Here is a 22,027-nt window from a genome sequence, read left to right as displayed (position 1 = left end):
AAAAATGATGAAGCAATCCCAGCTGAACTCCTATTTGTTCGGCGGTAATGCCCCGTATGTCGAAGAACAGTACGAGGCATATCTCGATAATCCCGCGTCAGTGCCCGAGACCTGGCGTACCTATTTCGATGCGTTGCAAAACGTGCCCGCATCGGATGGGTCGAATCACAACGACGTGGCCCACGGCCCGATCGTGGAGTCGTTCGCTCAGCGCGCGAAATCGAACGGCTTTGTGCCGCGCGAGAGCAGTGCTGATCTGGCGACAGCTCGTAAGCAGGTCTTCGTTCAGTCGCTGATCGGTGCTTACCGCTTCCTCGGCTCCCAATGGGCCAACCTCGATCCACTGAAGCGCCGCGAGCGCCCGGCCATTCCCGAGCTCGAACCCGCTTTCTACGACTTCACAGAAGCCGACATGGACCAGACGTTCCATGCGCAGAACCTGTATTTCGGGCTCGAGCAGGCGTCGTTGCGTGAAATCGTCAAGGCGTTGCGCGATACGTACTGCGGCACGATTGGCGCCGAGTTCATGTACATCAGCGACCCGGAACAGAAGCGCTGGTGGAAGGAGCGGCTCGAATCGATCCGTTCGACTCCGAATTTTTCCGCCGACAAGAAAAAGCACATCCTCCAGCGCCTGACGGCGTCGGAAGGGCTCGAGCGTTTCCTGCACACCAAGTATGTCGGACAGAAGCGCTTCTCGCTGGAAGGCGGCGAAAGCTTTATCGCGTCCATGGACGAAGTTGTGCGTCACGCGGGCGCTGCAGGCGTGCAGGAAATCATCATCGGCATGGCTCACCGTGGACGCTTGAACGTCCTGGTGAACACGCTTGGCAAGATGCCGGCCGATCTTTTCGCCGAATTCGAAGGCAAGCACGTCGATGACCTGCCGGCCGGCGACGTGAAGTATCACAAGGGTTTTTCGTCGGACGTTTCGACCGACGGCGGCCCAGTCCACCTCTCGCTCGCATTCAACCCTTCGCACCTCGAAATCGTGAACCCTGTGGTCGAAGGTTCGGCGAAGGCGCGTATGGATCGTCGCGGCGACGTCGACGGCCTGCAAGTGCTGCCGGTCCAGATTCACGGTGACGCGGCGTTTGCTGGTCAGGGCGTGGTCATGGAAACGCTGAACCTCGCGCAAACGCGTGGTTACGGCACGCACGGCACGCTGCATATCGTCATCAACAACCAGATCGGCTTCACGACGTCGGACCCGCGCGATGCGCGCTCGACGCTGTATTGCTCGGACGTGGCGAAGATGATCGAAGCGCCGGTGCTGCACGTGAACGGCGACGATCCGGAAGCGGTCGTGCTGTGTACGCAACTCGCTATCGACTACCGCATGCAGTTCCACAAGGACGTGGTTGTCGACATCATCTGCTTCCGCAAGCTGGGTCACAACGAGCAGGACACGCCGGCGGTCACGCAGCCGCTGATGTACAAGACGATTGCGAAGCATCCGGGCACGCGCGCGCTGTACGCTGAAAAGCTCGTGCAGCAAGGCGTGATCACGGCGGAAGACGCCGATGGTTACGTGAAGGCGTATCGCCAGGCAATGGATGACGGCCATCACACGGTCGATCCGGTGCTCTCGAACTACAAGAGCAAGTACGCGGTGGACTGGGTTCCGTTCCTGAACCGCAAGTGGACCGATGCAGCCGACACTGCCGTGCCGCTCGCTGAACTGAAGCGTCTGGCGGAGCGTATCACCACGATCCCGGAAAACTTCAAGGTGCATCCGCTGGTCGAGCGCGTGATCAACGACCGCCGTGCAATGGGCCGTGGCGAAGCGAAGCTGGACTGGGGCATGGGCGAGCATCTCGCGTATGCGTCGCTGGTGGCATCGGGCTATGCCGTGCGTTTGACGGGCCAGGATTCGGGCCGGGGCACGTTCACGCATCGTCACGCTGTTCTGCACGATCAAAACCGCGAACGCTGGAACGACGGCACGTATATTCCGCTGCAGAACATCGCCGATGGTCAGGCGAAGTTCACGGTGATCGACTCGGTGTTGTCGGAAGAAGCAGTGCTCGGTTTCGAGTACGGCTACTCCACTGCAGAGCCGAACACGCTGGTTGCATGGGAAGCGCAATTCGGTGACTTTGTGAACGGCGCGCAGGTTGTGATCGACCAGTTCATCTCGTCGGGCGAAGTGAAGTGGGGCCGTGTTTCAGGTCTCACCATGCTCTTGCCGCATGGCTATGAAGGCCAGGGTCCGGAGCACTCGTCGGCGCGTATTGAACGATTCCTGCAGCTTTGCGCGGATCACAACATGCAAGTGGTCCAGCCGACCACGCCGGCGCAGATTTTCCATCTGTTGCGCCGCCAGATGATCCGCTTGTTCAGGAAGCCGCTGATCGTCGCCACGCCGAAGTCGCTGCTGCGCCACAAGGAAGCAGTGTCGGACCTTTCGGAGCTGGCGAAGGGTTCGTTCCAGCCGATCATCGGCGAAACGGATGCTGCGATCGAGCCGAAGAAGGTCAAGCGCGTGATCGTGTGTTCCGGCCGTGTTTATTACGACCTGATCGCCCATCGCCGCGAAGCGAAGGCGAACGACATCGCCATCGTTCGTATCGAGCAGTTGTATCCGTTTGCCCATAAGCAGTTCGACGCGGAAATCAAGAAATACGAACACGCGACGGAAGTGGTCTGGGTACAGGACGAGCCGCAGAACCAGGGCGCCTGGTTCTACGTCGAGCACCATCTGCGTGAAGGCATGCGTGAAGGACAGAAGCTGGCTTACAGCGGCCGTCCGGCATCGGCATCCCCGGCAGTCGGCTATTACGCGAAGCACTACGAGCAACTGAAGGCGCTGATCGAAGGCGCGTTTGGCCGGTTGAAGGGCGCGCAGACGATCTCGAAGTAAGCGGTTCTGACCGGGGAGCGTCCTTAAAACGGCTCCCCGGTTGTTCATGCGCTGTCCTGTGATTCGCTGTGAGTCGATTCGGAACGTGGAATGCACAAGCAGCGCTCGCCGTAAGTTAGATGCGCGCTGCATTCACACGCTCTGGAAATCCCAAGAATTAACGGCGTCGAACCCATTGGTCACGCGCCGCACCCAGATACATTCAGGAAAAAACATAATGTCTATCGTAGAAGTCAAGGTTCCCCAGCTTTCTGAGTCCGTGTCGGAAGGCACCATGCTGTCGTGGAAGAAGAAGCCGGGCGAGGCAGTTGCCATCGACGAAATCCTCATCGAAATCGAAACGGACAAGGTCGTGCTGGAAGTGCCGGCACCGGCTGCGGGCGTGCTCGCGCAAGTCATCAAGCATGACGGCGATGTGGTCGCCGCGGAAGAAGTGATCGCGATGATCGATACGGAAGCCAAGGCCGGCGAAGCACCGGTTGCAGCCGCCGCAGGCGACGCGGAAGTGAAGCCAGCTCCGGCTCCGCAACCGCAACAGGAAGCTGCGCCCGCTGTGGCGAGCGCTTCGGCCACGAACACGTCGGCGTCGCCTTCGGCCGCCAAGATCCTGGCTGAGAAGAACATTGCGAGCGACCAGGTATCGGGTTCGGGCCGCGATGGCCGTGTCACGAAGGGCGATGCACTGGCTGCCACGCAAGGCGCGCCGGCCGTTGCCGCTGCGTCCGCGCCGGCTGCAAAAGCGCCGGCCGCGAAGGCTCCGGCTGCCGCCAAGCCGTCCCTGCCGGACGTGAAGGCGCCGGGTGCCGACCAGTGGTTGAAGGACCGTCCGGAACAGCGCGTGCCGATGTCGCGTCTGCGCGCACGGATTGCCGAGCGTCTGCTCGAGTCGCAGCAGACCAACGCCATCCTGACCACGTTCAACGAAGTGAACATGGCGCCGGTGATGGACCTGCGCAACAAGTACAAGGACCGCTTCGAGAAGGAACATGGCGTGAAGCTCGGCTTCATGTCGTTTTTCGTGAAGGCCGCCGTTCATGCGCTCAAGAAGTTCCCGCTGGTGAATGCGTCGATCGACGGTAATGACATCGTCTATCACGGTTACTTCGATATCGGTATCGCGGTCGGTTCGCCGCGTGGCCTGGTGGTGCCGATCCTGCGCAACGCCGATCAACTGAGCCTGGCCGAGATCGAGAAGAAGATCGCCGAGTTCGGTGCTAAGGCACGCGACGGCAAGCTGTCGATCGAAGAAATGACGGGCGGCACGTTCTCGATTTCGAACGGCGGCGTGTTCGGCTCCATGTTGTCGACGCCAATTATCAACCCGCCGCAATCGGCCATTCTGGGCGTGCACGCAACGAAGGAACGCGCCGTGGTCGAGAACGGCCAGATCGTGATCCGCCCGATGAACTACCTGGCGTTGTCCTACGATCACCGGATCATCGACGGTCGTGAAGCGGTGTTGTCGCTGGTTGCGATGAAGGATGCACTGGAAGATCCGGCTCGCTTGCTGCTGGACCTGTGATCCTTGCGGCTGCCCTCGCAGTTGCTCTTTTAATCCAGCATTAAGACCTTATTTAGGACTCGTGGCACGCTCGATAGGCTCGGGCGCGCCATGTATCCAACAAGAGAAGGATAGTCATGTCCAAAGAATTTGATGTCGTCGTGATTGGTGCAGGCCCTGGCGGTTACATCGCGGCGATTCGCGCGGCGCAACTCGGCAAGTCGGTTGCATGTATTGAAAGCTGGAAGAACCCGGCGGGTACCCTGAAGCTCGGCGGCACGTGTCTGAATGTGGGTTGCATCCCGTCGAAGGCGCTGCTGGCTTCGTCGGAAGAGTTTGAAAACGTCTCGCATCATCTTGGCGATCACGGTATCAACGTGGGCGACGTGAAGCTCGATATCTCGAAGATGCTTGCCCGCAAGGACGGCATTGTCGAGAAGATGACGAAGGGGATCGAATTCCTGTTCCGCAAGAACAAGATCACGTGGCTCAAGGGTCACGGCAAGTTCACCGGCAAGACGGACGCCGGCGTGCAGATCGAAGTGAGTGGCGAAGCGGAAACCGAAACCGTGACGGCGAAGAACGTGATCATCGCGACGGGTTCGAAGGCGCGTCACCTGCCGGCCATTCCGGTCGACAACAAGATCGTGTCGGACAACGAAGGCGCGCTGACATTTGATTCGGTGCCAAAGAAGCTGGCCGTGATCGGCGCCGGCGTGATCGGTCTGGAACTGGGTTCGGTGTGGCGTCGCCTGGGTGCCAGCGTGACGGTGCTCGAAGCGTTGCCCGCGTTCCTCGGCGCATGCGACGAATCGCTTTCGAAAGAAGCCGCGAAGCAGTTCAAGAAGCAAGGTCTTGACATTCATCTCGGCGTGAAGATCGGCGAAGTGAAGACGACGGATTCGAGCGTCTCGGTGGCGTACACGGACAAGGACGGCAACGCGCAAACGCTCGACGCCGACCGTTTGATCGTGTCGATCGGCCGCGTGCCGAATACGGACAATCTCGGCCTGGAAGCAATCGGCCTCAAGACGGACGAACGCGGTTTTGTTCCCGTCGATGACCACTGCGCGACGAGCGTGCCGAACGTGTACGCAATCGGCGACGTGGTGCGAGGCCCGATGCTCGCGCACAAGGCGGAAGACGAAGGCGTGCTGGTGGCCGAGATCATCGACGGTCAGAAGCCGCATATCGACTACAACTGCATTCCGTGGGTGATCTACACCGAACCGGAAATTGCGTGGGTCGGCAAGACGGAGCAGCAACTGAAGGCCGAAGGCCGCGAGATCAAGACCGGCCAGTTCCCGATGATGGCCAATGGCCGCGCGCTCGGCATTGGCAAGGCGGACGGTTTCGTGAAGATGATCGCCGACGCCAAGACCGACGAATTGCTCGGTTGCCACATCATCGCGGCAAATGCGTCGGACCTGATTGCCGAAGCGGTGGTGGCGATGGAGTTCAAGGCGGCATCGGAAGATATCGGCCGGATCTGCCATCCGCATCCGTCGTTGTCGGAAGTGATGCGCGAAGCCGCGCTCGCCGTCGACAAGCGCGCGCTCAACATGTAATTGCAGCAGGTTTGAGCAGCATGACGAAGGCGGGCGGGAGTTATCCCGCTCGCCTTTGTTTTGTCCGTCGTCTTCAGTCTCCCTGGTCTTGAAACCGCGCACCATGAACGTCACCGAATACTACGAACACGAACTAGAGACGCGGGGTTATCAGTCGGATGCCGCGCAACTCGCGGCGGTCGAACGTCTGCAGCGCTGCTACGACGAATGGGTCGCGTACAAGGCGCGCCGTTCTAACGCGTTCAAGAAGCTGATCTCGCGCCCGGACTTGCCGCGCGGCGTGTACATGTGGGGCGGCGTGGGGCGCGGCAAGAGCTTTTTGATGGACAGCTTCTTTGCGGTCGTGCCGGTGCAGCGCAAGACGCGTCTTCATTTTCACGAGTTCATGCGCGAGGTGCATCGCGAACTGGAAGAACTGAAGGGCACGGCCGATCCGCTCGATGAACTCGCGCGGCGCGTAGCCAAGCGGTACAGGCTGATCTGCTTTGACGAGTTTCACGTCTCCGATATCGCCGATGCCATGATCCTGTATCGCCTGCTCGACCGTTTGTTTGGCGCGGGCGTGCAGTTCGTGATGACGTCGAACTATGACCCGGATTTGTTGTATCCCGATGGTTTGCATCGTGACCGGTTGCTGCCTGCCATCGAGCTGATCAAGTCGAAGCTCGACGTGATCAACGTCGATGCCGGCACGGATTATCGCAAGCGCACGTTGTCGCAAGTGAAGGCCTACCATACGCCGCTCGGTGCGGCCGCTGACCAGGCGCTGCGCGCCGACTTTGCGAAGCTCGCCGCCGTGCCCGACGAAAGCCCGATCCTGCGTATCGAGAAGCGTGAACTGAAGGCGTTGCGCAAAGCCGATGGCGTTGTCTGGTTCGACTTCGCCACGCTCTGCGGCGGCCCGCGATCGCAGAACGACTACCTCGAACTGGCGAGCCGTTTTCACGCGGTCATCCTGTCCGAAGTCCCGAAGATGTCGCCGCGCAATGCGTCGGAGGCGCGCCGCTTTACCTGGCTGATCGATGTGTTCTATGACCACAAGGTGAAGCTCCTGATGTCGGCTGAAGTGCCAGCCGAAGAGTTGTATGTGGAAGGTCCGATGGCGAACGAATTTGCGCGCACGGTCTCGCGGATCACGGAGATGCAGTCCAAGGAATATCTGGAGTCCGAACGCAGGCTCGTCGATACGTCGCTGACCTGATGACGTTAGCCGACAGGACAGTTGACAATGCGAGACTCATAATTTCGTCGTCAGGTTAGTGCTGCAAGGCTTGGCGCGCTATTTCAAGATTCGGACATGTCTGATACCGGCGTTTCGGGCGGATGGGTATCTTCTAATCACTTACTTGTGATTGGAGGAAACCATGAAGCCTTACCGCGATATGTCCGACGAAGAATGGCAATTGGTGGCGCCGCTTCTGCCCGAATTGCGTCCCCGTTCAGAGTTGCGCGGCCGGCCGCTCGCCAACACCCGCGCCGTGCTCAACGGCGTGCTCTGGGTGATGTACAGCGGCGCTTCATGGTCCACGCTGCCGCGCAAATATCCGTCGTACCAGACGTGTCATCGCCGCTTCAAGGCGTGGCATGATTCGGGCGTACTGGCTCGTGTGATGCAGCAGTTGTTTGGCGGCGCGAGTGAAGGTCTGTATTCGCTGATGACATCGCGTATGCGCGTGCCAGTTGAACTGCCCGCAGGCCTTGGCGATCACGTAGCCGATCCGGTAACTGGCGCATCAGTGAATGGTGATGCCCGTGTGGTGTTCGTTCCGATCGTGCAGGCGCCCAATCCGGCGCCGGCAGATTACACCGACGGCGCGCGTCGCGCAGCGTAATCCTGCAAATAGAAACCCGGCTGTAGATCTGAATCTGCAGCCGGGTTTTTATGCATCAAAGCCGCACAAGTTTATTGCTGCCTGATCCAGGTCTGCGAGCGCCCGAGCAGCGACACCCCAATATATCCGCGGACCACGAGCTTCTGGCCGTCGTCGTCGAGATGCATCTTGCACTTGTACGACTTGCCGTTCTCCGGGTCGAGAATCTGGCCACCATCCCACGCATCGCCATCAGGCTTCATGCCGTTGATGATCGTCATGCCCTTGACCAATTGATCCTTGCGTGAATCGGTGCAGGCTGTGCACCGGCGGGTAGGGTCATTGTTGCTGCCAATCCCCTCGAGAATCTTGCCGGAAAGCGTGCCGTCGCTTTCCTGGACGATTTGAACCACGGCTTTGGGCTGGCCGGTTGCATCGTCGATGGTTTGCCAGAGTCCCGCCGGCGATGCCGCCTGTGCAAGCGTACTTGCAGCCGATGCGAGCAATGCGCCGGCCAGCAAGATGCGTTTGAATTGCCGATGCGCGCGCTCAGTCGTACTCGTCATGCTTCCTCCTGGAGGTGAAACGTCTCTTGATGTGCTGGCCGCTTCATGCGCCATTGTTTGGCGCACAGAATACGTCAAAGCAACAAGGACGTTTGATAGGACTTCCTCTAGTTGGTTCATGGCGGGCATGCATGGCACACCACGCGTGTGCCATGCATGCCCTGGGTACCGGTCAGTTGAACTGGTAGGAGAACGTCGCGTTCACCCGCGGGCTGCGAGAACCGTTGCCTTCTACGGGGGCATCGCCCACCGGTTTTGCGAGTGATAAATCCAGGCTGTAGTACTTCGCATCGGACACGCGGAAGCCCACGCCCACCGATGCCAGCCGGCTCGGTTTCGCCGTGCCGCCGTGCAGGTACACATGGGCGGTGTCGACTGAAACGTAGGGCGTGACGCTCTTCATGAACGCAAGCCCGATGGCGAACGGCCGGTTCACTTCGGCCGATGCCGCCCAGCCGGAATCGCCCGACACTTCGCCCGGCTGATAACCGAGTGCGAAACGTTGGCCGCCGAACGCAATCTGCTCGGACGTCGGCAGCGAGTCCGGGCTGTATTGTCCGGTCGCGGCGATCGACGTGCCGATCTTGTACGGCCATTCGTTGGTTTGCGAAATCGTCGCGCCCGTGCGCACGAAGGTGAGCGAAATCGGGTTGGTCGTGACAACGCCGGGAATGTTGGTTTCCGCCGTCTTCGATGCGCCCAGTACATCGAACGCCTTCGCCACGTTGATGCTTGCGCGCCGCACGGTGCCGGTGTCTACGCCGGTGTAGTCGAGCTGCAGCGTCGTCACGCGGACTTGCGAACGCTGTCCAAGCAGCGCGCCCGTTATCGTGTTCTTGAAGCGGTCTTCGTCATGCGACGCGTATGCGCCGGCCGTTCCGACCAGGCTGCGCGAATTGCTCAGAATGAACGGATACGACGCCGACAAGCCGACTTTGTCGTTGACTACGGTGCGCTCGACGAAGGAGGGCAGGCCGGGGTTATCGACGGGATGACCGTAGTAATGCGAAGCATCGACCTTTGCGGTGAAACCGTCCGTGCCTATGGGCAGTGCGCCGTTGACTGCGAAGTAGGTTTGATCGTTGCGGCCTTTCGGCAACAACGCCGACGCGCCAATGGTCTCGCCTTGTCCCAGCAGGCCGTTTTCGGTTGCGCTCACAATGCCTTGCAAGCCCGGGTGATTCATGTCGATACCCGTTGCAAAGTTGAACGGCTTGCGGTCGACATCGAGTTCGAGCGAGGTGGCGCCATCTGTGGTCTGCGGCGGCGCGACGGTCGCCGCGATCTTCACGCCGGGCGTGAGGCCAAGAACGTTGACGTAGCGCTCGAACGTATCCTGTTTCAACGGACGATCGGCGCGGATCCGGTCAGCGATCGCACGAATGCGTTTTTCCGTAGTACCAGGGTCGCCTTTTATCTTTACGTCGGCTACGTAACCCTCAACCACCGTAATGTGGACCACGCCGCCCTCGAACGTTTGCGCGGGCACGAAGGCGAAGGAGAGCGCGTAACCGCGTTCCTTGTAGAGCGCGGTCACGCCGTTCGCGGTCTCCATCAATTCGCCGATGGTGACGTCCTTGCCGACGAGCGGTGTGAAGCGTTGGGCGATTTCATCGAAGGGAATGGTCTTTGCGCCTTCGATCTGAATTTTCTGCGGCGTCAGGTGGCGCGCCAGCAGCTCCTGGATATGCGGCGTCTGCGTCTGGACGTCGACCGTAACCGACGGCGGTTTTTGCGGCGCATTCACTTGTGGCAGCGCGTCGAGCGGATTGCCCGCTACGGACGGGCGCGCGACTTGCCCGCTGGTCTGCGCTTGCGCGGCGTGCGCCGCCACCGCCGCGGCCAGCAGCGTCCATTTCCATTCCTTGATCTTCACGGTACGGCCCTCGTTGGCTTTTATCGTGCGAACTGCGAGTGGAGTGAGGATCGAATCGATCCGGCGTCTTGCTCGCGTTCGTCATCGTTTGCTGCTGATGCAATTGCAGACCTCTGTATTACGGCTCTTTGCGGCCTTAACTTTTGGTTTTTTTGTCTTCTCGATAACAAATTTTGGGTAGCGGGTGGTCATCCTCGCGTCAATCTTGTGTCCTTCGTGCGCCGTCTGGCCGGAGGGCTGCATCGATGGATCGTATGTTGTGTTCCATGTAAAACCGGCGCCGCGAAGGGCGCCGGCTAGATCAAAGTGCTACGGGGCTTCAAAAGGTTCGCAGAAGGGGATCGTGAAGGGGGCGTCTGGACCCGTACCTCCTCGCCGCGCGGACGTATGGAAGGAAGTTTCACCATGATCCGTCACCTGGGGAGGGCGACGGATCATGGACCCGGCTGCAGAGTTTGCAGTCTTACTTGTTATGCGCGCCGAGCAAGCCGCCGAGGAGCGTGGTCACGCCGCCCAGCGGGTTAGCAGGTGAGCTGCTCGATGTGCCGCCGGTGGTGCTCGAGAGACCCACGCCAACGCCGACTGCGGCCGTAGTCGTTGTCGTTCCGGCCGACGGCGACTTGGGCGTGCCCGCACCCAACGCTCCGGTCAGGCCGCCCACGAGACCGGTCACCGGCGCAAGCAGGTTGCCTGTCGAGCCTGAGCCGCTGCCCGAGGTCGCACTGGTCAGCGCGCTCGTCGCGCCACCCACTGTGCCTGCGACCGGTGTGGCAACACCCGTGGCGACCGTACCGATGGTATTCGTCAAGCCGCCGACGAGACCTGATACCGGAGCGAGGGAACCCGCACCGCCAGACGTTGCGCCTGCGCCGGCAAGTGCGCCCGTCAAGCCGCTGACGAGACCCGTCACGGGAGCCAGTGCGCCCGTTGCGCCGCCTGTGCCGCCAACACTGGTCAATCCACCCGTCACGCCGCTCACGAGTGATGCAATCGGAGCAAGCGGGCCCGCGGCTCCCGGCGCAGCGCCCAGGCCAGCGACCGTATTCGTCAAGCCGCTGACAAGGCCCGTCACCGGGGAGAGCGGGCTTCCCGTGCCACCGCCGCCGGTTGCGCCTGTCAAGCCCGTGAGGACGCCGGTGATCGGCGACAGCGGATTTGCACCCGGCGTGCCGTTGACCAGTCCGCCGGCGGATGCCAGCGTCGTTCCGGTACTGGACACGACGCCGCCCAGGCCGCTTGCGAGCGGATTGTTTCCCGTCGATGCCACCGTCTGGCCCGCCGAGTTCAGCGTACCGCCGAGCGTGGTGAGCAGGTTGTTGACCGGTGCGCCAAGGCCCGTTGCCGAGCCGACCGTTTGCGTGAGCGAACTGGCCATCGTCGTGATCGGGGTGATCAGTGTGCTGACACCTTGCGTGACCTGACTGACAGCGCCCGTCGACAACGTGGTGCCGAGCGCACCGCCGACCTGCGTGACCGCGCCGCCGACACCGCTGACCAGCGTGCCGACAGGTGTCGTGACCGGTGCGAGCGGGGACAGCGCGCCGCTGCCGACACTGGTCACCAGATCGCCTGCGCTTGAAACTGCATCGCCTGCTTTCTGCACGACGTTGCCCGTGCTCGCGAGTGTCGTGCCGACAGGATTGGCGCTCGATCCGATCTGGCCAAGACCTTGCGATACGCCGTTGCCGAGCGCGCCCACGGCCCCGCCGAGATTCGATACGACGTCGCCTGCCGCCTGAGTCGTGGCGGGGCTCACGCCCGGCACGTTGGCATTGCCGACGACCGAGCCGAGACCGGAGACCGTATTGCCCACCGCCGTGACGAGATTGCCCGCGTTGGAGGCGACGCCTGCAACGGGGGTCACTGTCGGTGTTCCACCACCAGTTCCACCACCCGTACCGCCGCCAGTTCCACCACCGGTGCCGCCGCCGGTGCCGCCACCCGTACCGCCACCCGTACCGCCGCCGCCCACGACAGTGCCGCCGCCTGAGCCCGAACCGCCGCCACCCGCGCCGGATCCGCTGCCGCTGCCGCCGGCGCCTGATCCGCCGCCAGTGCCTGCCGATGTGCTGCCGTCGCCGCCGGTGCCCGCCGATGTGCTTCCGTCACCACCGGTGGTGGGGATTGCGCCGGTCGAGCCGGAGCTGCCGAGTTGTTTGCTGGTGGAACCTGACCCGCCGCATGCGCCGAGCGTCAGCATGGTCGCGATAGCAGCGGTGAGAATGGTGACGCGCAATGCGCCCGTGCGATTGTGTGCGGTCTTCATAACGCCCTCGGATGGTATTTAGTTTTGTGTTTGAACTGCCATCGTCTTATTGCAGGACGCGTGCCATTTTGAATGGAGCCGTGTGACGTACGTCGAAATGTGGCCGGGTTAACCAGATGGTACAAGGCGGGGTGGGGCTTTGCGGGGAGGTGGCAGGATCAAGGCACCACGCGTTGTGTGCAACGTAACGTGTCACGTAACGTAACGTGCGACCGATGCCGTTACGGACGCGGACGTAACACGTTCCGCTGTGGTCATTAAAAATCGCGGCGACGCTTGTTTTCTGCAGTAACTGCACTACTGGCTAGGCTCAAGCCGGCGTCAAACCGGCCGTTAACTAGATAGTGAACCGTCTTTCATTACGACACATTACAAAGTCGGAAAACGTAATAGAAAGATCGCTAATTCAGAGAACGCTAACAACGCACTGAAAGAAGAGGCACTGAATTTTACAAACGACGCCAAACCTTTGAGCGAAAAGTGTTGTTGTTGCACTATGCTTACCGATCAAGGGTATCAACTAATGAATTTATTGCGCGTACCCGTTGATTTCGAGATAGCGTTCAGCTATAAATCGTTTCATGGATGCATCATTTAACATCCGGACTGATGGAGGCTACATCGATTACATATCTAGAACCTGAGAGAAGCAGCGAGTGAACCAGCGCGCAAAGACGCGCAACAAGGCATACGGACACATGACTGCGGGGAAGAGAGAACCCGCGGGCTACGATCCACCAAAATGCCGGAACACTTGCTTTAAGGCCATTAAAAAATATCCGAGGGCAACATCATGTCGAACTTCATCAAACGTTTCTCCAACGACGAACGCGGCGTTACAGCGATCGAATACGGTCTCATTGCCGGCATCATTGTAGTGGCACTGGCTGCGTCGTTAGCGCCGATCGCAAAACAGCTCACGTCCGTGTTTGCAACCATCCTTGCGGCGATCTGATAACTGAGGCTTCGCGCTGTCAGGCTTAGAGCGCCACATTCTTGCTGCGTATCAGCTCCTGTATATATCGGCATTTGTGCCGGTATATACAGGACGCTCCCTGCTAATCGCGTTAACACGCATTAACGCAGGCTGAGCGTGGCTATGCGCGGCCGTGTCGCTGTGCTTTTTATTCGAATGCGATAAAACGCAATCGATTGGAAAGTTGTGCCTGGCGTTAGCGAATCATTATCGTGATTAACGCCGCGTTATTCGTTAGCTGGGCACTCGCGGTCGTTTTATTCGATTGCTTTTGGCGCCGCATCCCAAACTGGCTCGTCATTGCCGGGGTGGCGCTTGCGTGCGCATTTGCAGCAAGTGGATATTCACCATTTCATATCGCTTTTAAGGATGCCGCGCTCGGGCTTCCAGTCGGGCTTATCGCGCTCATGCCGTTCTATTTGATGGGCGTGATGGGCGCTGCCGACGTCAAGGTATTCGCCGCCTTGGGCGCGTGGTGCGGCGTGCACGCACTGCTCGGCCTATGGATGGCCGCGAGCGTCTTTGCGGGCATTCACGCGCTCTGCCTGATCGTGCCCGCGTTGATCAAGACAAGACGAGCCAACGCAGCACATGTCGTTGGCACCGATGGCGGCAACACACGTGTACATCATGCGACCTTCATGGTCGGTGGCCGCCGCGCGACGCCATACGCTGCCTTGCTCGCGGTATCGGCGTTGGCGAGTTTCGCACTGAATGCACTCGGGGCCGCGCGATGAAACATCTGAAGCGAGCCGTGTGTGCACGACAGCAACAGCGGGGACAACGCGGCAGCACGGCCGTGGAGTTCGCGCTCATCTTCCCGCTGTTTTTCCTGATTTTCTACGCGATCGTCACCTACAGCATCATCTTCGCCGCGAAGCAATCGCTGGCGCTTGCGGCATCGGAAGGAGCGCGCGCCGCGTTGAAGTTTCAGCCGAATGCGACCAGTGCAGCAAGCGCGCTCACGCTGCGTGCAAGCGCGGCCTGTGCTACGGCGACCGGACTCGTGAACTGGATCGCGACCACCACGCCATGCACGGCAACCTACGCGCCCTGTACGTTCGATGCATCGATGCAATGCGTGAAGGTCTCGCTCAACTACGACTACGGGAGCAAGCCGCTCGTGCCTGTCTTGCCGCTTATCGGCTTGCCAACGCCGACCACGCTTACCGCAAACGCCATGGTGCAACTGAACCCGGAGAACCTGTTCTGAGCGCCAAGCGCGCCCCGAACGAACATGAACATGGCCAATATCACTCGTATCCTTGCTGGAAGTCTGATCGCGCTTGCAGTGCTGCTCGGCATTTTTGCCTGGTCGCTTTCGCGCCGTGCGCCCGCGACGATTGCGCCTGTCGTGCAAGGGCAGGCAAGCTTTCCCGTAGTCGTGGCTTCGCGTGACTTGCCTGCAGGCAAACCGATAGAAGCCGATGCGCTGACCTTGCGCATGGCGCCATCGCGTGGTGCAGGCGAGTTCGGCGATGCCGCACCATTGGTCGGCCGCGTGCCGCTTACTGCGGTTGCTGCGAACACGACTCTCACCGAAGCCAGCCTTACCACCGGACTCGCCGATGCCATCGCACCCGGCGAGCGGGCTGTCGCGGTGCGCATCGACGAAGGTAACGCCGTAGGCAATCGCGTGCGGCCGGGCAATTTCGTCGATGTGTTTTTCATGCTCAAGCGCGATATGAGCGCGGGTCCCGGCACCGACGCCGAGGTCGCGGCCACGCAGGCGCGACTTTTGTTGTCGAGGGTACGTGTACTGAGTTTCGGCGATGCCACGCTGCCCGGTACATCGGATAGCGCTGATGCCGCGTCGAGCGCAACGCGCGCCTCGAGCGCCGGTGGTGGGGCACGGACCGCGGTGCTGGCGGTGCGCACGGCCGACATCGATGCATTGACGCTTGCTGAAGGCGCCGGCCGCCTGGTTCTCGCGCTGCGCAATCCCGCCGATAACGACGTGACAGAGCCTGTTGCGATGGCGCCGCTTCTGGCATCGCTCAGGATTACGAACGACGGCAAAGGACGCGCAGCCGCGGGTTTGTCGTTGCAGGCGCTTGCGGGCGGGACTGGAGCGCAACCGCCGAAGCAAATTCCCTCGTCGTCGCCGGTGCCGGCCACAGCGGCTTTCAAGGCGCCTCGGGTTCAGGCGGCATCGAACGATCTGGAATTGATCCGCGGCTCGCATAGGGAAAAGATTGCCTACTGAAAAGCATTGCGTGTGACGTTAATGTGGTTAGAAGTGCGAATAAGTAAATGGAAGTTCGGGGCCATGCCGCCGTGTGGCGACAACGCAGTACGCAGTCGATATAAAAAATGACGAAAACCAAAGGTTCTGTTCGAAGGCAGTGTGCTCGCAGCATGCGGGGAATGTTGTTCGCCATGCTGGCCTGTCTGTGCGCCGTTGCGCCGGGAGGCATGGTCGATGCAAAAACCACACGTGCCACGAGCGCGGACAACGCACCGGAACCTGTTCCCCGCGTGCTCGATATCGCGGTTGGCGCACAGCGGCAGATCGCGCCTGGGCACGCGTTGCAACGCGTCGCAGTGGGGGACCCCGCCGTCGCCGATGTTCTTTGGCTCAAGAGCAGCGGCGGCGTCAACAGCGGCTTGTTGCTGGTCGGGAAAAGCGCGGGACGCACGGAAATGATGCTGTGGGAGAAGGGCAGCACGCAGCCGCGCACCTTCACTGTCAACGTCACCACGCAGGCCGCGCGCAAGTTGCTTGGCAGCGATACACCGGCGGTCGATGTGCTGGGTGGCACGGCGGTTCTCACCGGGTCTGCTGCGAACGTGGAATCGCATCAGCGGGCGCTGGCGGTGGCGAAGGATGCGATAGGCAAGTCCGCGGACGGCGCGGCTGGCTCCGACTCGAAAGACGCTGGAAAGCAGGACAATGGATCGTCCGATGCAGCCGCAAGCGCAACTAAAGGCGGAGGCGTCTACGATGCATCCACGGTGGCCGTGCGCCCCGTGGTCCAGGTAGACGTGAAGGTCGTCGAGTTCAGCAAGTCGGTGCTGAAGCAAGCAGGCTTCAACCTCTTCAAGCAAAACAACGCGTTTGCATTCGGGACGTTCTCTCCTTCATCGCTGACGTCCTACACAGGCGGTGCGACGACCAACCTGCAGGTCCAGGGAACATCGCCCGTCAGCAGCGCCTTCAACCTCATCGTCAATCTGGGCACGCGCGGCATCTTCGCCAACCTTAGCTTGCTGGAGTCGAACAATCTCGCGCGGGTCCTGGCTGAACCGACGCTCGTCGCGTTGTCCGGCCAGAGCGCGAGTTTTCTCGCGGGCGGCGAGATCCCGGTGCCGGTGCCGCAGACGCTCGGCACGATCAGCATCATCTACAAGCCGTACGGGATCGGCCTGACGGTCACGCCGACCGTGCTTGGAGCGAATCGCATCGCGCTGAAGGTAGCGCCTGAGGCGAGCCAGCTCGACTTCCAGCACGCGCTGACCATCAACGGCATTTCGGTGCCTGCGATCACCACGCGGCGCGCCGATACGACCGTCGAGCTCGGCGATGGCGAGAGCTACGTGATAGGCGGTCTCATCGATCGCGAGACGATGTCGAACGTCGACAAGGTGCCGATGCTCGGCGATCTTCCGATCATCGGTTCGTTCTTCAAGACCCTGCAATACACGCAAAACGATCGCGAGCTGGTGATCGTCGTGACGCCGCACCTGGTTTCGCCGATAGCCAAGGGCGCGCCGCTGCCCGGCACGCCGGGCGAGCAATCCGAGCAGCGCGACGGACCGGTGTGGCGCTCGTTCATGGGCGGTGTGGCATCGAGCGATATGGCGCCGGGATTTTCAAAATGAAGCGCAAGGGCAGAGATATTCCAGCGGTGGAAACCAGCAGAGGTGCGCGCGATGAACGCGAGAGTACTTTCCTTGACTGAGGTTGAAACACGGGTGCAAAACACGCGCTTCCTGTGCGTCTGCGCGGATGCAGGACGACGTGCGTGGCTCACGCGTGCGCTCGGGACGTTGGGCCAGATCGAGCATGTGCCATTCGATCCAGTTGCGCTCGTACCCAAGATCGTGACACTTGGCACGTCGCTGGTTTTTATCGACTTCGGACGGGCGCCGCTCGAAGCGCCGCAGGCAAGCGCGGAAAGCGCAACAGCCATGGCCGCCGCCGTGCGCGATGCCTTTCCGGGCCTCGCGATCGTCGCGCTGGGATCGCTGCAAGGCTCCGACAGCGCGGTTGCAGCGCTGCGTGCAGGCGTGCGTGATTTCATCGATATGGATGGCGATCCCGCAGAAGCAGCCCGGATCACGCAGCAATTGCTGGAACAGGCGAGCCTGTCTGCGCAAACCCAGCGCACCGCGAACCGCCACGGAAAAATTACGGTGCTACTCGGCGCGCGTATAGGCGTGGGCGTCAGCACGCTGGCCGCAAACCTCGCGGTCAAGCTGCAAAAGCGCGATGTCACTGCGTTGAAAACTGCGGCGCTGCTCGACCTCGGCATTCCCGCCGCGGACAGTTCCGTGCTGCTCGACACCCAAAGCGAATTCAATTTCGTCGATGCCGTGCGCAATCTGCGCCGCTTCGACCAGACCTTCGTGCATACCGCGTTTGGCCGTCACGCGAGTGGTCTTGCCGTCACCACGTTGCCGACAGACCTTGCCTCCATGCGCGAGGTGTCGTATGCATCGGCGGTCAGTTTGCTCAACCGGTTGCGGACGTTTTTCGATCATCAACTGGTGGACCTCGGCGGCTTCACCAACCTTGAATTCATCAGCCAGGTCGTGCAAGCCGCGGACAACGTGTGGCTCGTCTGCGACCCGAACGTGGCGTCGGCAGTGTCGGCTGTCGAACTGCTCGAAGGAATACGCGAACATGACGCGCAGTCGCAGACAGATGCACCGCAAAAAATGCATCTGGTCGTGAACAAGTTCGACGCGACGCTGCATTTCGGCGCCGACCAGATCGCCGAGCGGCTGGGCTTGCCGTTGCTTGCAGTGTTGCCCTCGCGCACGCAGGCGCTGGGGCGAGCCGTGAACCAGGGACAATTGCTCGCGGATATTGCCGAGCGCGATCCGTACGTGCGGGCGCTAGATGGTCTGCTCGCGCGTCTTGGCGGCGGCAAAGCGCCGGAAGCGGGTGCGCCAGGGTCTGTACCGGAGAGCGCAACACCCGTTGCGTCCACCGACGCGGCGAGCAGCGTCAAGCGGTTCCTTTCCACTTTTAAAAAGCGGTCATAGAAGATGGCAAAAGACATCGAATTCGCCGACGACGCCACTTCGTTTGCGCACACGCAGCAGTTCCAGGACATCAAGCACGCGGCCCACGAACATCTGCTTACGCGCATCGAGGAACTCGGCGCAGAGTTCGGACGATGGTCGCGTCAGGCGATCCAACAGTTTGTCGACCTCGAGATAGATGGCTTCGTGCGCATGCGGCGCATTCCGTTGAACGAAAGCGAAGTGCGTCTGGTTGGCGAGGCGTTGACGAAGGAACTCGCGGGTTTCGGGCCGATCGAGGATCTGCTCGCGGACCCCGCCGTCGAGGACATTCTGATCAACGGCTTTGACGATGTCTATGTATCGCGTCACGGCATGCTCGCTAAAATCCCCGTGCGGTTTGCCGACAACGCGCATCTGCTGCGCATCGTGCGGCGGATTCTGGCGCCTATCGGGCGGCGGCTGGATGAATCGAACCCAATGGTCGATGCACGCCTGCCCGACGGTGGACGCGTGAACGTGGTGATCGAGCCGTTGTCGCTGGACGGACCAGTTGTATCGATACGCAAGTTTCGCCGCGATCCATTGCGCCCTGACGATCTGCTTGCCAACGGCACGTTCAATCAGGAGATCAGCGGTTTGCTCGACGCAGCAGTCGCCGCACGATGCAACGTGCTGGTCTCGGGCGGAACGAGTTCGGGCAAGACGTCCTTGCTCAACGCACTTGCATTCTTCATTCCAAAGCATGAACGCGTGGTGACGATCGAGGACACGGCAGAACTCTCGCTCAATCATCCGCATGTGGTGCGCCTCGAAAGCCGGCCCGGCGGGTTCGACGGCGCGGGCGTGGTGTCGATCCGCGACCTCTTGCGCAACACGTTGCGGATGCGGCCGGACAGGATCATCGTGGGTGAAGTGCGCGGCGGCGAAGTGCTCGAAATGCTCCAGGCGATGAACACCGGCCACGACGGTTCCATGGGCACCGTGCACGCAAGTTCGGCGCGTGAATGTCTTTACCGGCTGGAGATGCTGGCGGGGTTCGCCGGTTTTCAGGGCACCGAATCGAGCTTGCGCCGGCAGATCGCGAACGCGATCGACTTCATTGTGCAGATTGGCCGGCTTTCCAACGGGCGCAGACGGATCCTGTCGGTCACCGAGGTTACAGGGCTTTCCGACAACATTGTCGCGACGCAGGAGTTGTACAGATACGAACCCGTCTTGCTCGAAGGCGGCGAGGAACAGGACAACTGGGTGTCGCTCGGCATTCATCCGAGTTCGCCGAAGCTCGCGAAGTACCGGCAGGCGCTCGGCAACGACATGCGCGAACGCGACGGTTTCAACGACGGGTTTGGCCGCGGTTTCGGACGCTCGGGCGGGGGCTTCAATGTCTAGCGGTATCGGCTTCGTGCTGATGGTCGCGCTGTTGTGCGCAGCGGGCGGGTTGTTGCTGTGGCAGCGCTCGCAGGACTCGCGTAATCGCGCGATGACGGACCAGTTCGTCGGCCGGCGTGTGGCCTCCGTACAAGGCGTCATGCAGCCGTCCAATGCGCCGCCGGCTCAGCGGCCGCGTGTCAATGCACCGCCCACGATGCCCTCGCGGAGCGTGCCGCGTGGCCTTCGTGAACACGTAAAGCATCAGCGCGAGCGTTGGATGTATGCGTCCGGCAACCTGATGAGCCGCGCGGGCGTTGCGAATCCACGTGTGCTTTTCCTGATCGCGGGTACTGTGTTCGTGGCCGGCGCGATCACTATTGGCTTGAGAACGAATTGGCTTTTGGGAGCGGGGTTTGTCGTTGTCAGCGGCGTGTGTCTTTACACGGCGCTTTCGTGGCGCGCGCAAAAACGCTACCAGCGCATTGCGCGCCAATTGCCTGTTTTCCTCGATGGCATCGTGCGCCTGATCATCATCGGCAACAGCGTGCCGGCCTCGTTCCAGGCGGCGCTCACCACGACCGATACACCCTTGCGGGAATGCCTTGATCGCGTATCGCGCATGCTGCGCTCCGGCGTGGACATCGATGTCGCGCTCAAGCACGTGGCGCTCGTCTACCGCGTCCGCGAACTCGAGCTGGTCGGCTCTGTGCTGAGGGTGTCGGTGCGTTATGGCGGGCGCTCCGACGTCATGCTCGACCGCATGGCCGCGCTGATGCGCGATCTCGAGCAAGCCGAACGCGAACTGGTTGCGCTCACCACCGAGACACGTTTGTCGTCATGGGTGCTTGGCTTGCTGCCGGTTGTGGTCGGCGGCTTCGTGATCGTGTCCAACCCGTCGTACTTCGCCGCAATGTGGGCTGATCCCGTCGGCCAGCGCCTGGTGTTCGTCGCAATTGGACTGCAGTTGCTTGGCGTTTTCCTGCTTTATTCGCTTGCACGGCTGAAGGATTGACATGGACGCAGACTCATTCTTCGTTGTTGCGCTGATGTGCGGTTCGGCAGCTTGTGCGCTGATCGGACTGCTCGTGTTCGCCGGTCTCGGCCGTAATCGCCGCAGCGTGCGCACCCTCGACCATGCGCTCGACCAGCGCGCCGCAAGCGCGGCTGCTGCACGCGCAGCCACGCCTGCATCGAATGAAAGGAAGGATCCCAAAGTATCTGGCGAAACGGACAAATCACGGCTTACGAGCCTCGACCGGATAGTACAGACGCTGAGCCGAACCGCTGCGCGATGGCTTGACACGCCGCTCGGAAAAATCGTGGTTGCCGATGAAGATCGCCGCTTGCTCGAACGCTGCGGTTTCCTCGACAACACCGCACGCGCGCGCTTTTTCGCGGCGCGGATCGGATGTTCTGTGGTGTTGCCGCTGATTATGGTCATCTGGCGCAGCGGCGAGCCGCGCGTCGCGTTGTGGGTGTTTGGCGCGCTTGCCACGGGGTTCATGCTGCCGAAGTGGCTCATCCGGCGTCGCGCAAAGGCGCGTCAGCGCGCGGTCGTCGGCGAGTTGCCGATGTTCGTGGACCTGTTGCGCCTGCTGCAGGGCGTGGGACTTTCGCTGGATCAGACCCTGCAGGTCATGATCAGTGACTTTGCGACTGTGCTGCCGGTGTTATCGACGGAACTGGCGCTCGCGCATCGGCAATTCAACACGGGACGCACGCGCGAGCAATCGCTGAACCGTCTTTCCACCAGCTATGAAAACGACGACCTGACGGCCGTGATGCGTCTCGTGATCCAGGTCGATAAACACGGGGGCGCCGTTCAGGAGCCACTGCGCCAGTTCGGCGACCGGTTGCGCGAATCGCGCCGGGCGACATTGCGGGAACGCATCGGAGCGCTGACGGTGAAGATGACCGGCGTCATGGTCGTGACTTTGCTGCCCGCGCTGTTGATCATCACCGCGGGGCCGGGGTTCATTGCTGTGTTCCACTCGCTGTCCACGCTGCACAAATGACGTCGAATGACGTTGAAGAGA

At 61.2% G+C, this 22,027-nt stretch carries 17 protein-coding genes; 14 read left to right on the top strand and 3 right to left on the bottom strand.

Annotation, left to right across the window (positions count from 1 at the left end; translation table 11 throughout):
• The first annotated feature begins 4 nt into the window (after positions 1 to 4).
• The 5 genes from AX768_RS08780 (at position 5) to AX768_RS08760 (ending at position 7,764) form a co-directional block, all read left to right on the top strand.
• Positions 5 to 2,863: a 2-oxoglutarate dehydrogenase E1 component gene (locus AX768_RS08780; RefSeq protein WP_061999632.1), complete on the top strand. Its 2,859-nt coding sequence runs from the start codon at positions 5 to 7 to the stop codon at positions 2,861 to 2,863.
• Between the two features lie 217 nt (positions 2,864 to 3,080).
• Positions 3,081 to 4,385: a 2-oxoglutarate dehydrogenase complex dihydrolipoyllysine-residue succinyltransferase gene (gene odhB, locus AX768_RS08775; protein ID WP_061999631.1), complete on the top strand. Its 1,305-nt coding sequence runs from the start codon at positions 3,081 to 3,083 to the stop codon at positions 4,383 to 4,385.
• Between the two features lie 116 nt (positions 4,386 to 4,501).
• Entirely contained in the window at positions 4,502 to 5,932 is a 1,431-nt protein-coding gene (lpdA, locus tag AX768_RS08770) for a dihydrolipoyl dehydrogenase (protein WP_061999630.1), read from the top strand.
• 103 nt (positions 5,933 to 6,035) lie between these two features.
• Positions 6,036 to 7,133, top strand: a complete 1,098-nt coding sequence (zapE, locus tag AX768_RS08765; protein WP_062000890.1) for a cell division protein ZapE — start codon at positions 6,036 to 6,038, stop codon at positions 7,131 to 7,133.
• A gap of 163 nt (positions 7,134 to 7,296) precedes the next feature.
• Positions 7,297 to 7,764, top strand: a complete 468-nt coding sequence (locus tag AX768_RS08760; RefSeq protein WP_119024643.1) for a transposase — start codon at positions 7,297 to 7,299, stop codon at positions 7,762 to 7,764.
• A gap of 71 nt (positions 7,765 to 7,835) precedes the next feature.
• Here AX768_RS08760 and AX768_RS08755 read toward each other — a convergent pair whose 3' ends face one another.
• The 3 genes from AX768_RS08755 to AX768_RS08745 form a co-directional block, all read right to left on the bottom strand.
• Positions 7,836 to 8,309: a DUF2147 domain-containing protein gene (locus AX768_RS08755; protein WP_061999629.1), complete on the bottom strand. Its 474-nt coding sequence runs from the start codon at positions 8,307 to 8,309 to the stop codon at positions 7,836 to 7,838.
• Positions 8,310 to 8,481: 172 nt separating this feature from the next.
• On the bottom strand, positions 8,482 to 10,185 hold the full coding sequence (locus AX768_RS08750; RefSeq protein WP_061999628.1) for a ShlB/FhaC/HecB family hemolysin secretion/activation protein: 1,704 nt from the start codon (positions 10,183 to 10,185) through the stop codon (positions 8,482 to 8,484).
• Between the two features lie 463 nt (positions 10,186 to 10,648).
• The gene (locus tag AX768_RS08745) at positions 10,649 to 12,451 is read right to left on the bottom strand and encodes a collagen-like triple helix repeat-containing protein (RefSeq protein WP_061999627.1); all 1,803 of its coding nucleotides are present in this window, start codon (positions 12,449 to 12,451) and stop codon (positions 10,649 to 10,651) included.
• A gap of 793 nt (positions 12,452 to 13,244) precedes the next feature.
• Between AX768_RS08745 and AX768_RS31940 the strand changes: the two genes are divergently transcribed.
• The 9 genes from AX768_RS31940 (at position 13,245) to AX768_RS08705 (ending at position 22,006) form a co-directional block, all read left to right on the top strand.
• Entirely contained in the window at positions 13,245 to 13,406 is a 162-nt protein-coding gene (locus AX768_RS31940; protein ID WP_075359793.1) for a Flp family type IVb pilin, read from the top strand.
• Between the two features lie 233 nt (positions 13,407 to 13,639).
• Positions 13,640 to 14,164 carry an A24 family peptidase gene (locus AX768_RS08740; protein WP_335340454.1) on the top strand — a complete coding sequence of 175 codons (525 nt, stop codon included), beginning with the start codon at positions 13,640 to 13,642 and terminating at the stop codon, positions 14,162 to 14,164.
• Positions 14,165 to 14,169: 5 nt separating this feature from the next.
• Positions 14,170 to 14,640, top strand: coding sequence for a TadE/TadG family type IV pilus assembly protein (locus AX768_RS08735; protein WP_062000888.1), 471 nt, complete (start codon positions 14,170 to 14,172; stop codon positions 14,638 to 14,640).
• 30 nt (positions 14,641 to 14,670) lie between these two features.
• Positions 14,671 to 15,633 (top strand): Flp pilus assembly protein CpaB, encoded by a 963-nt coding sequence (cpaB, locus tag AX768_RS08730; protein WP_062000887.1) that lies wholly within the window; start codon positions 14,671 to 14,673, stop codon positions 15,631 to 15,633.
• 161 nt (positions 15,634 to 15,794) lie between these two features.
• Positions 15,795 to 17,249 carry a type II and III secretion system protein family protein gene (locus AX768_RS08725; RefSeq protein WP_061999626.1) on the top strand — a complete coding sequence of 485 codons (1,455 nt, stop codon included), beginning with the start codon at positions 15,795 to 15,797 and terminating at the stop codon, positions 17,247 to 17,249.
• A gap of 51 nt (positions 17,250 to 17,300) precedes the next feature.
• Positions 17,301 to 18,638: an AAA family ATPase gene (locus AX768_RS08720; protein ID WP_061999625.1), complete on the top strand. Its 1,338-nt coding sequence runs from the start codon at positions 17,301 to 17,303 to the stop codon at positions 18,636 to 18,638.
• 3 nt (positions 18,639 to 18,641) lie between these two features.
• Entirely contained in the window at positions 18,642 to 20,009 is a 1,368-nt protein-coding gene (locus tag AX768_RS08715; protein WP_061999624.1) for a CpaF family protein, read from the top strand.
• Positions 20,002 to 21,003: a type II secretion system F family protein gene (locus tag AX768_RS08710; RefSeq protein ID WP_061999623.1), complete on the top strand. Its 1,002-nt coding sequence runs from the start codon at positions 20,002 to 20,004 to the stop codon at positions 21,001 to 21,003. Before AX768_RS08715 ends, AX768_RS08710 begins: the two co-directional genes overlap by 8 nt.
• A gap of 1 nt (position 21,004) precedes the next feature.
• Positions 21,005 to 22,006, top strand: a complete 1,002-nt coding sequence (locus AX768_RS08705; RefSeq protein ID WP_061999622.1) for a type II secretion system F family protein — start codon at positions 21,005 to 21,007, stop codon at positions 22,004 to 22,006.
• The last annotated feature ends 21 nt before the right edge of the window (positions 22,007 to 22,027 follow it).

It is taken from the genome of Burkholderia sp. PAMC 28687 (assembly GCF_001577465.1).
Classification (GTDB): Bacteria; Pseudomonadota; Gammaproteobacteria; order Burkholderiales; family Burkholderiaceae; genus Caballeronia.
This window is presented reverse-complemented; position numbering and strand designations above follow the sequence as displayed.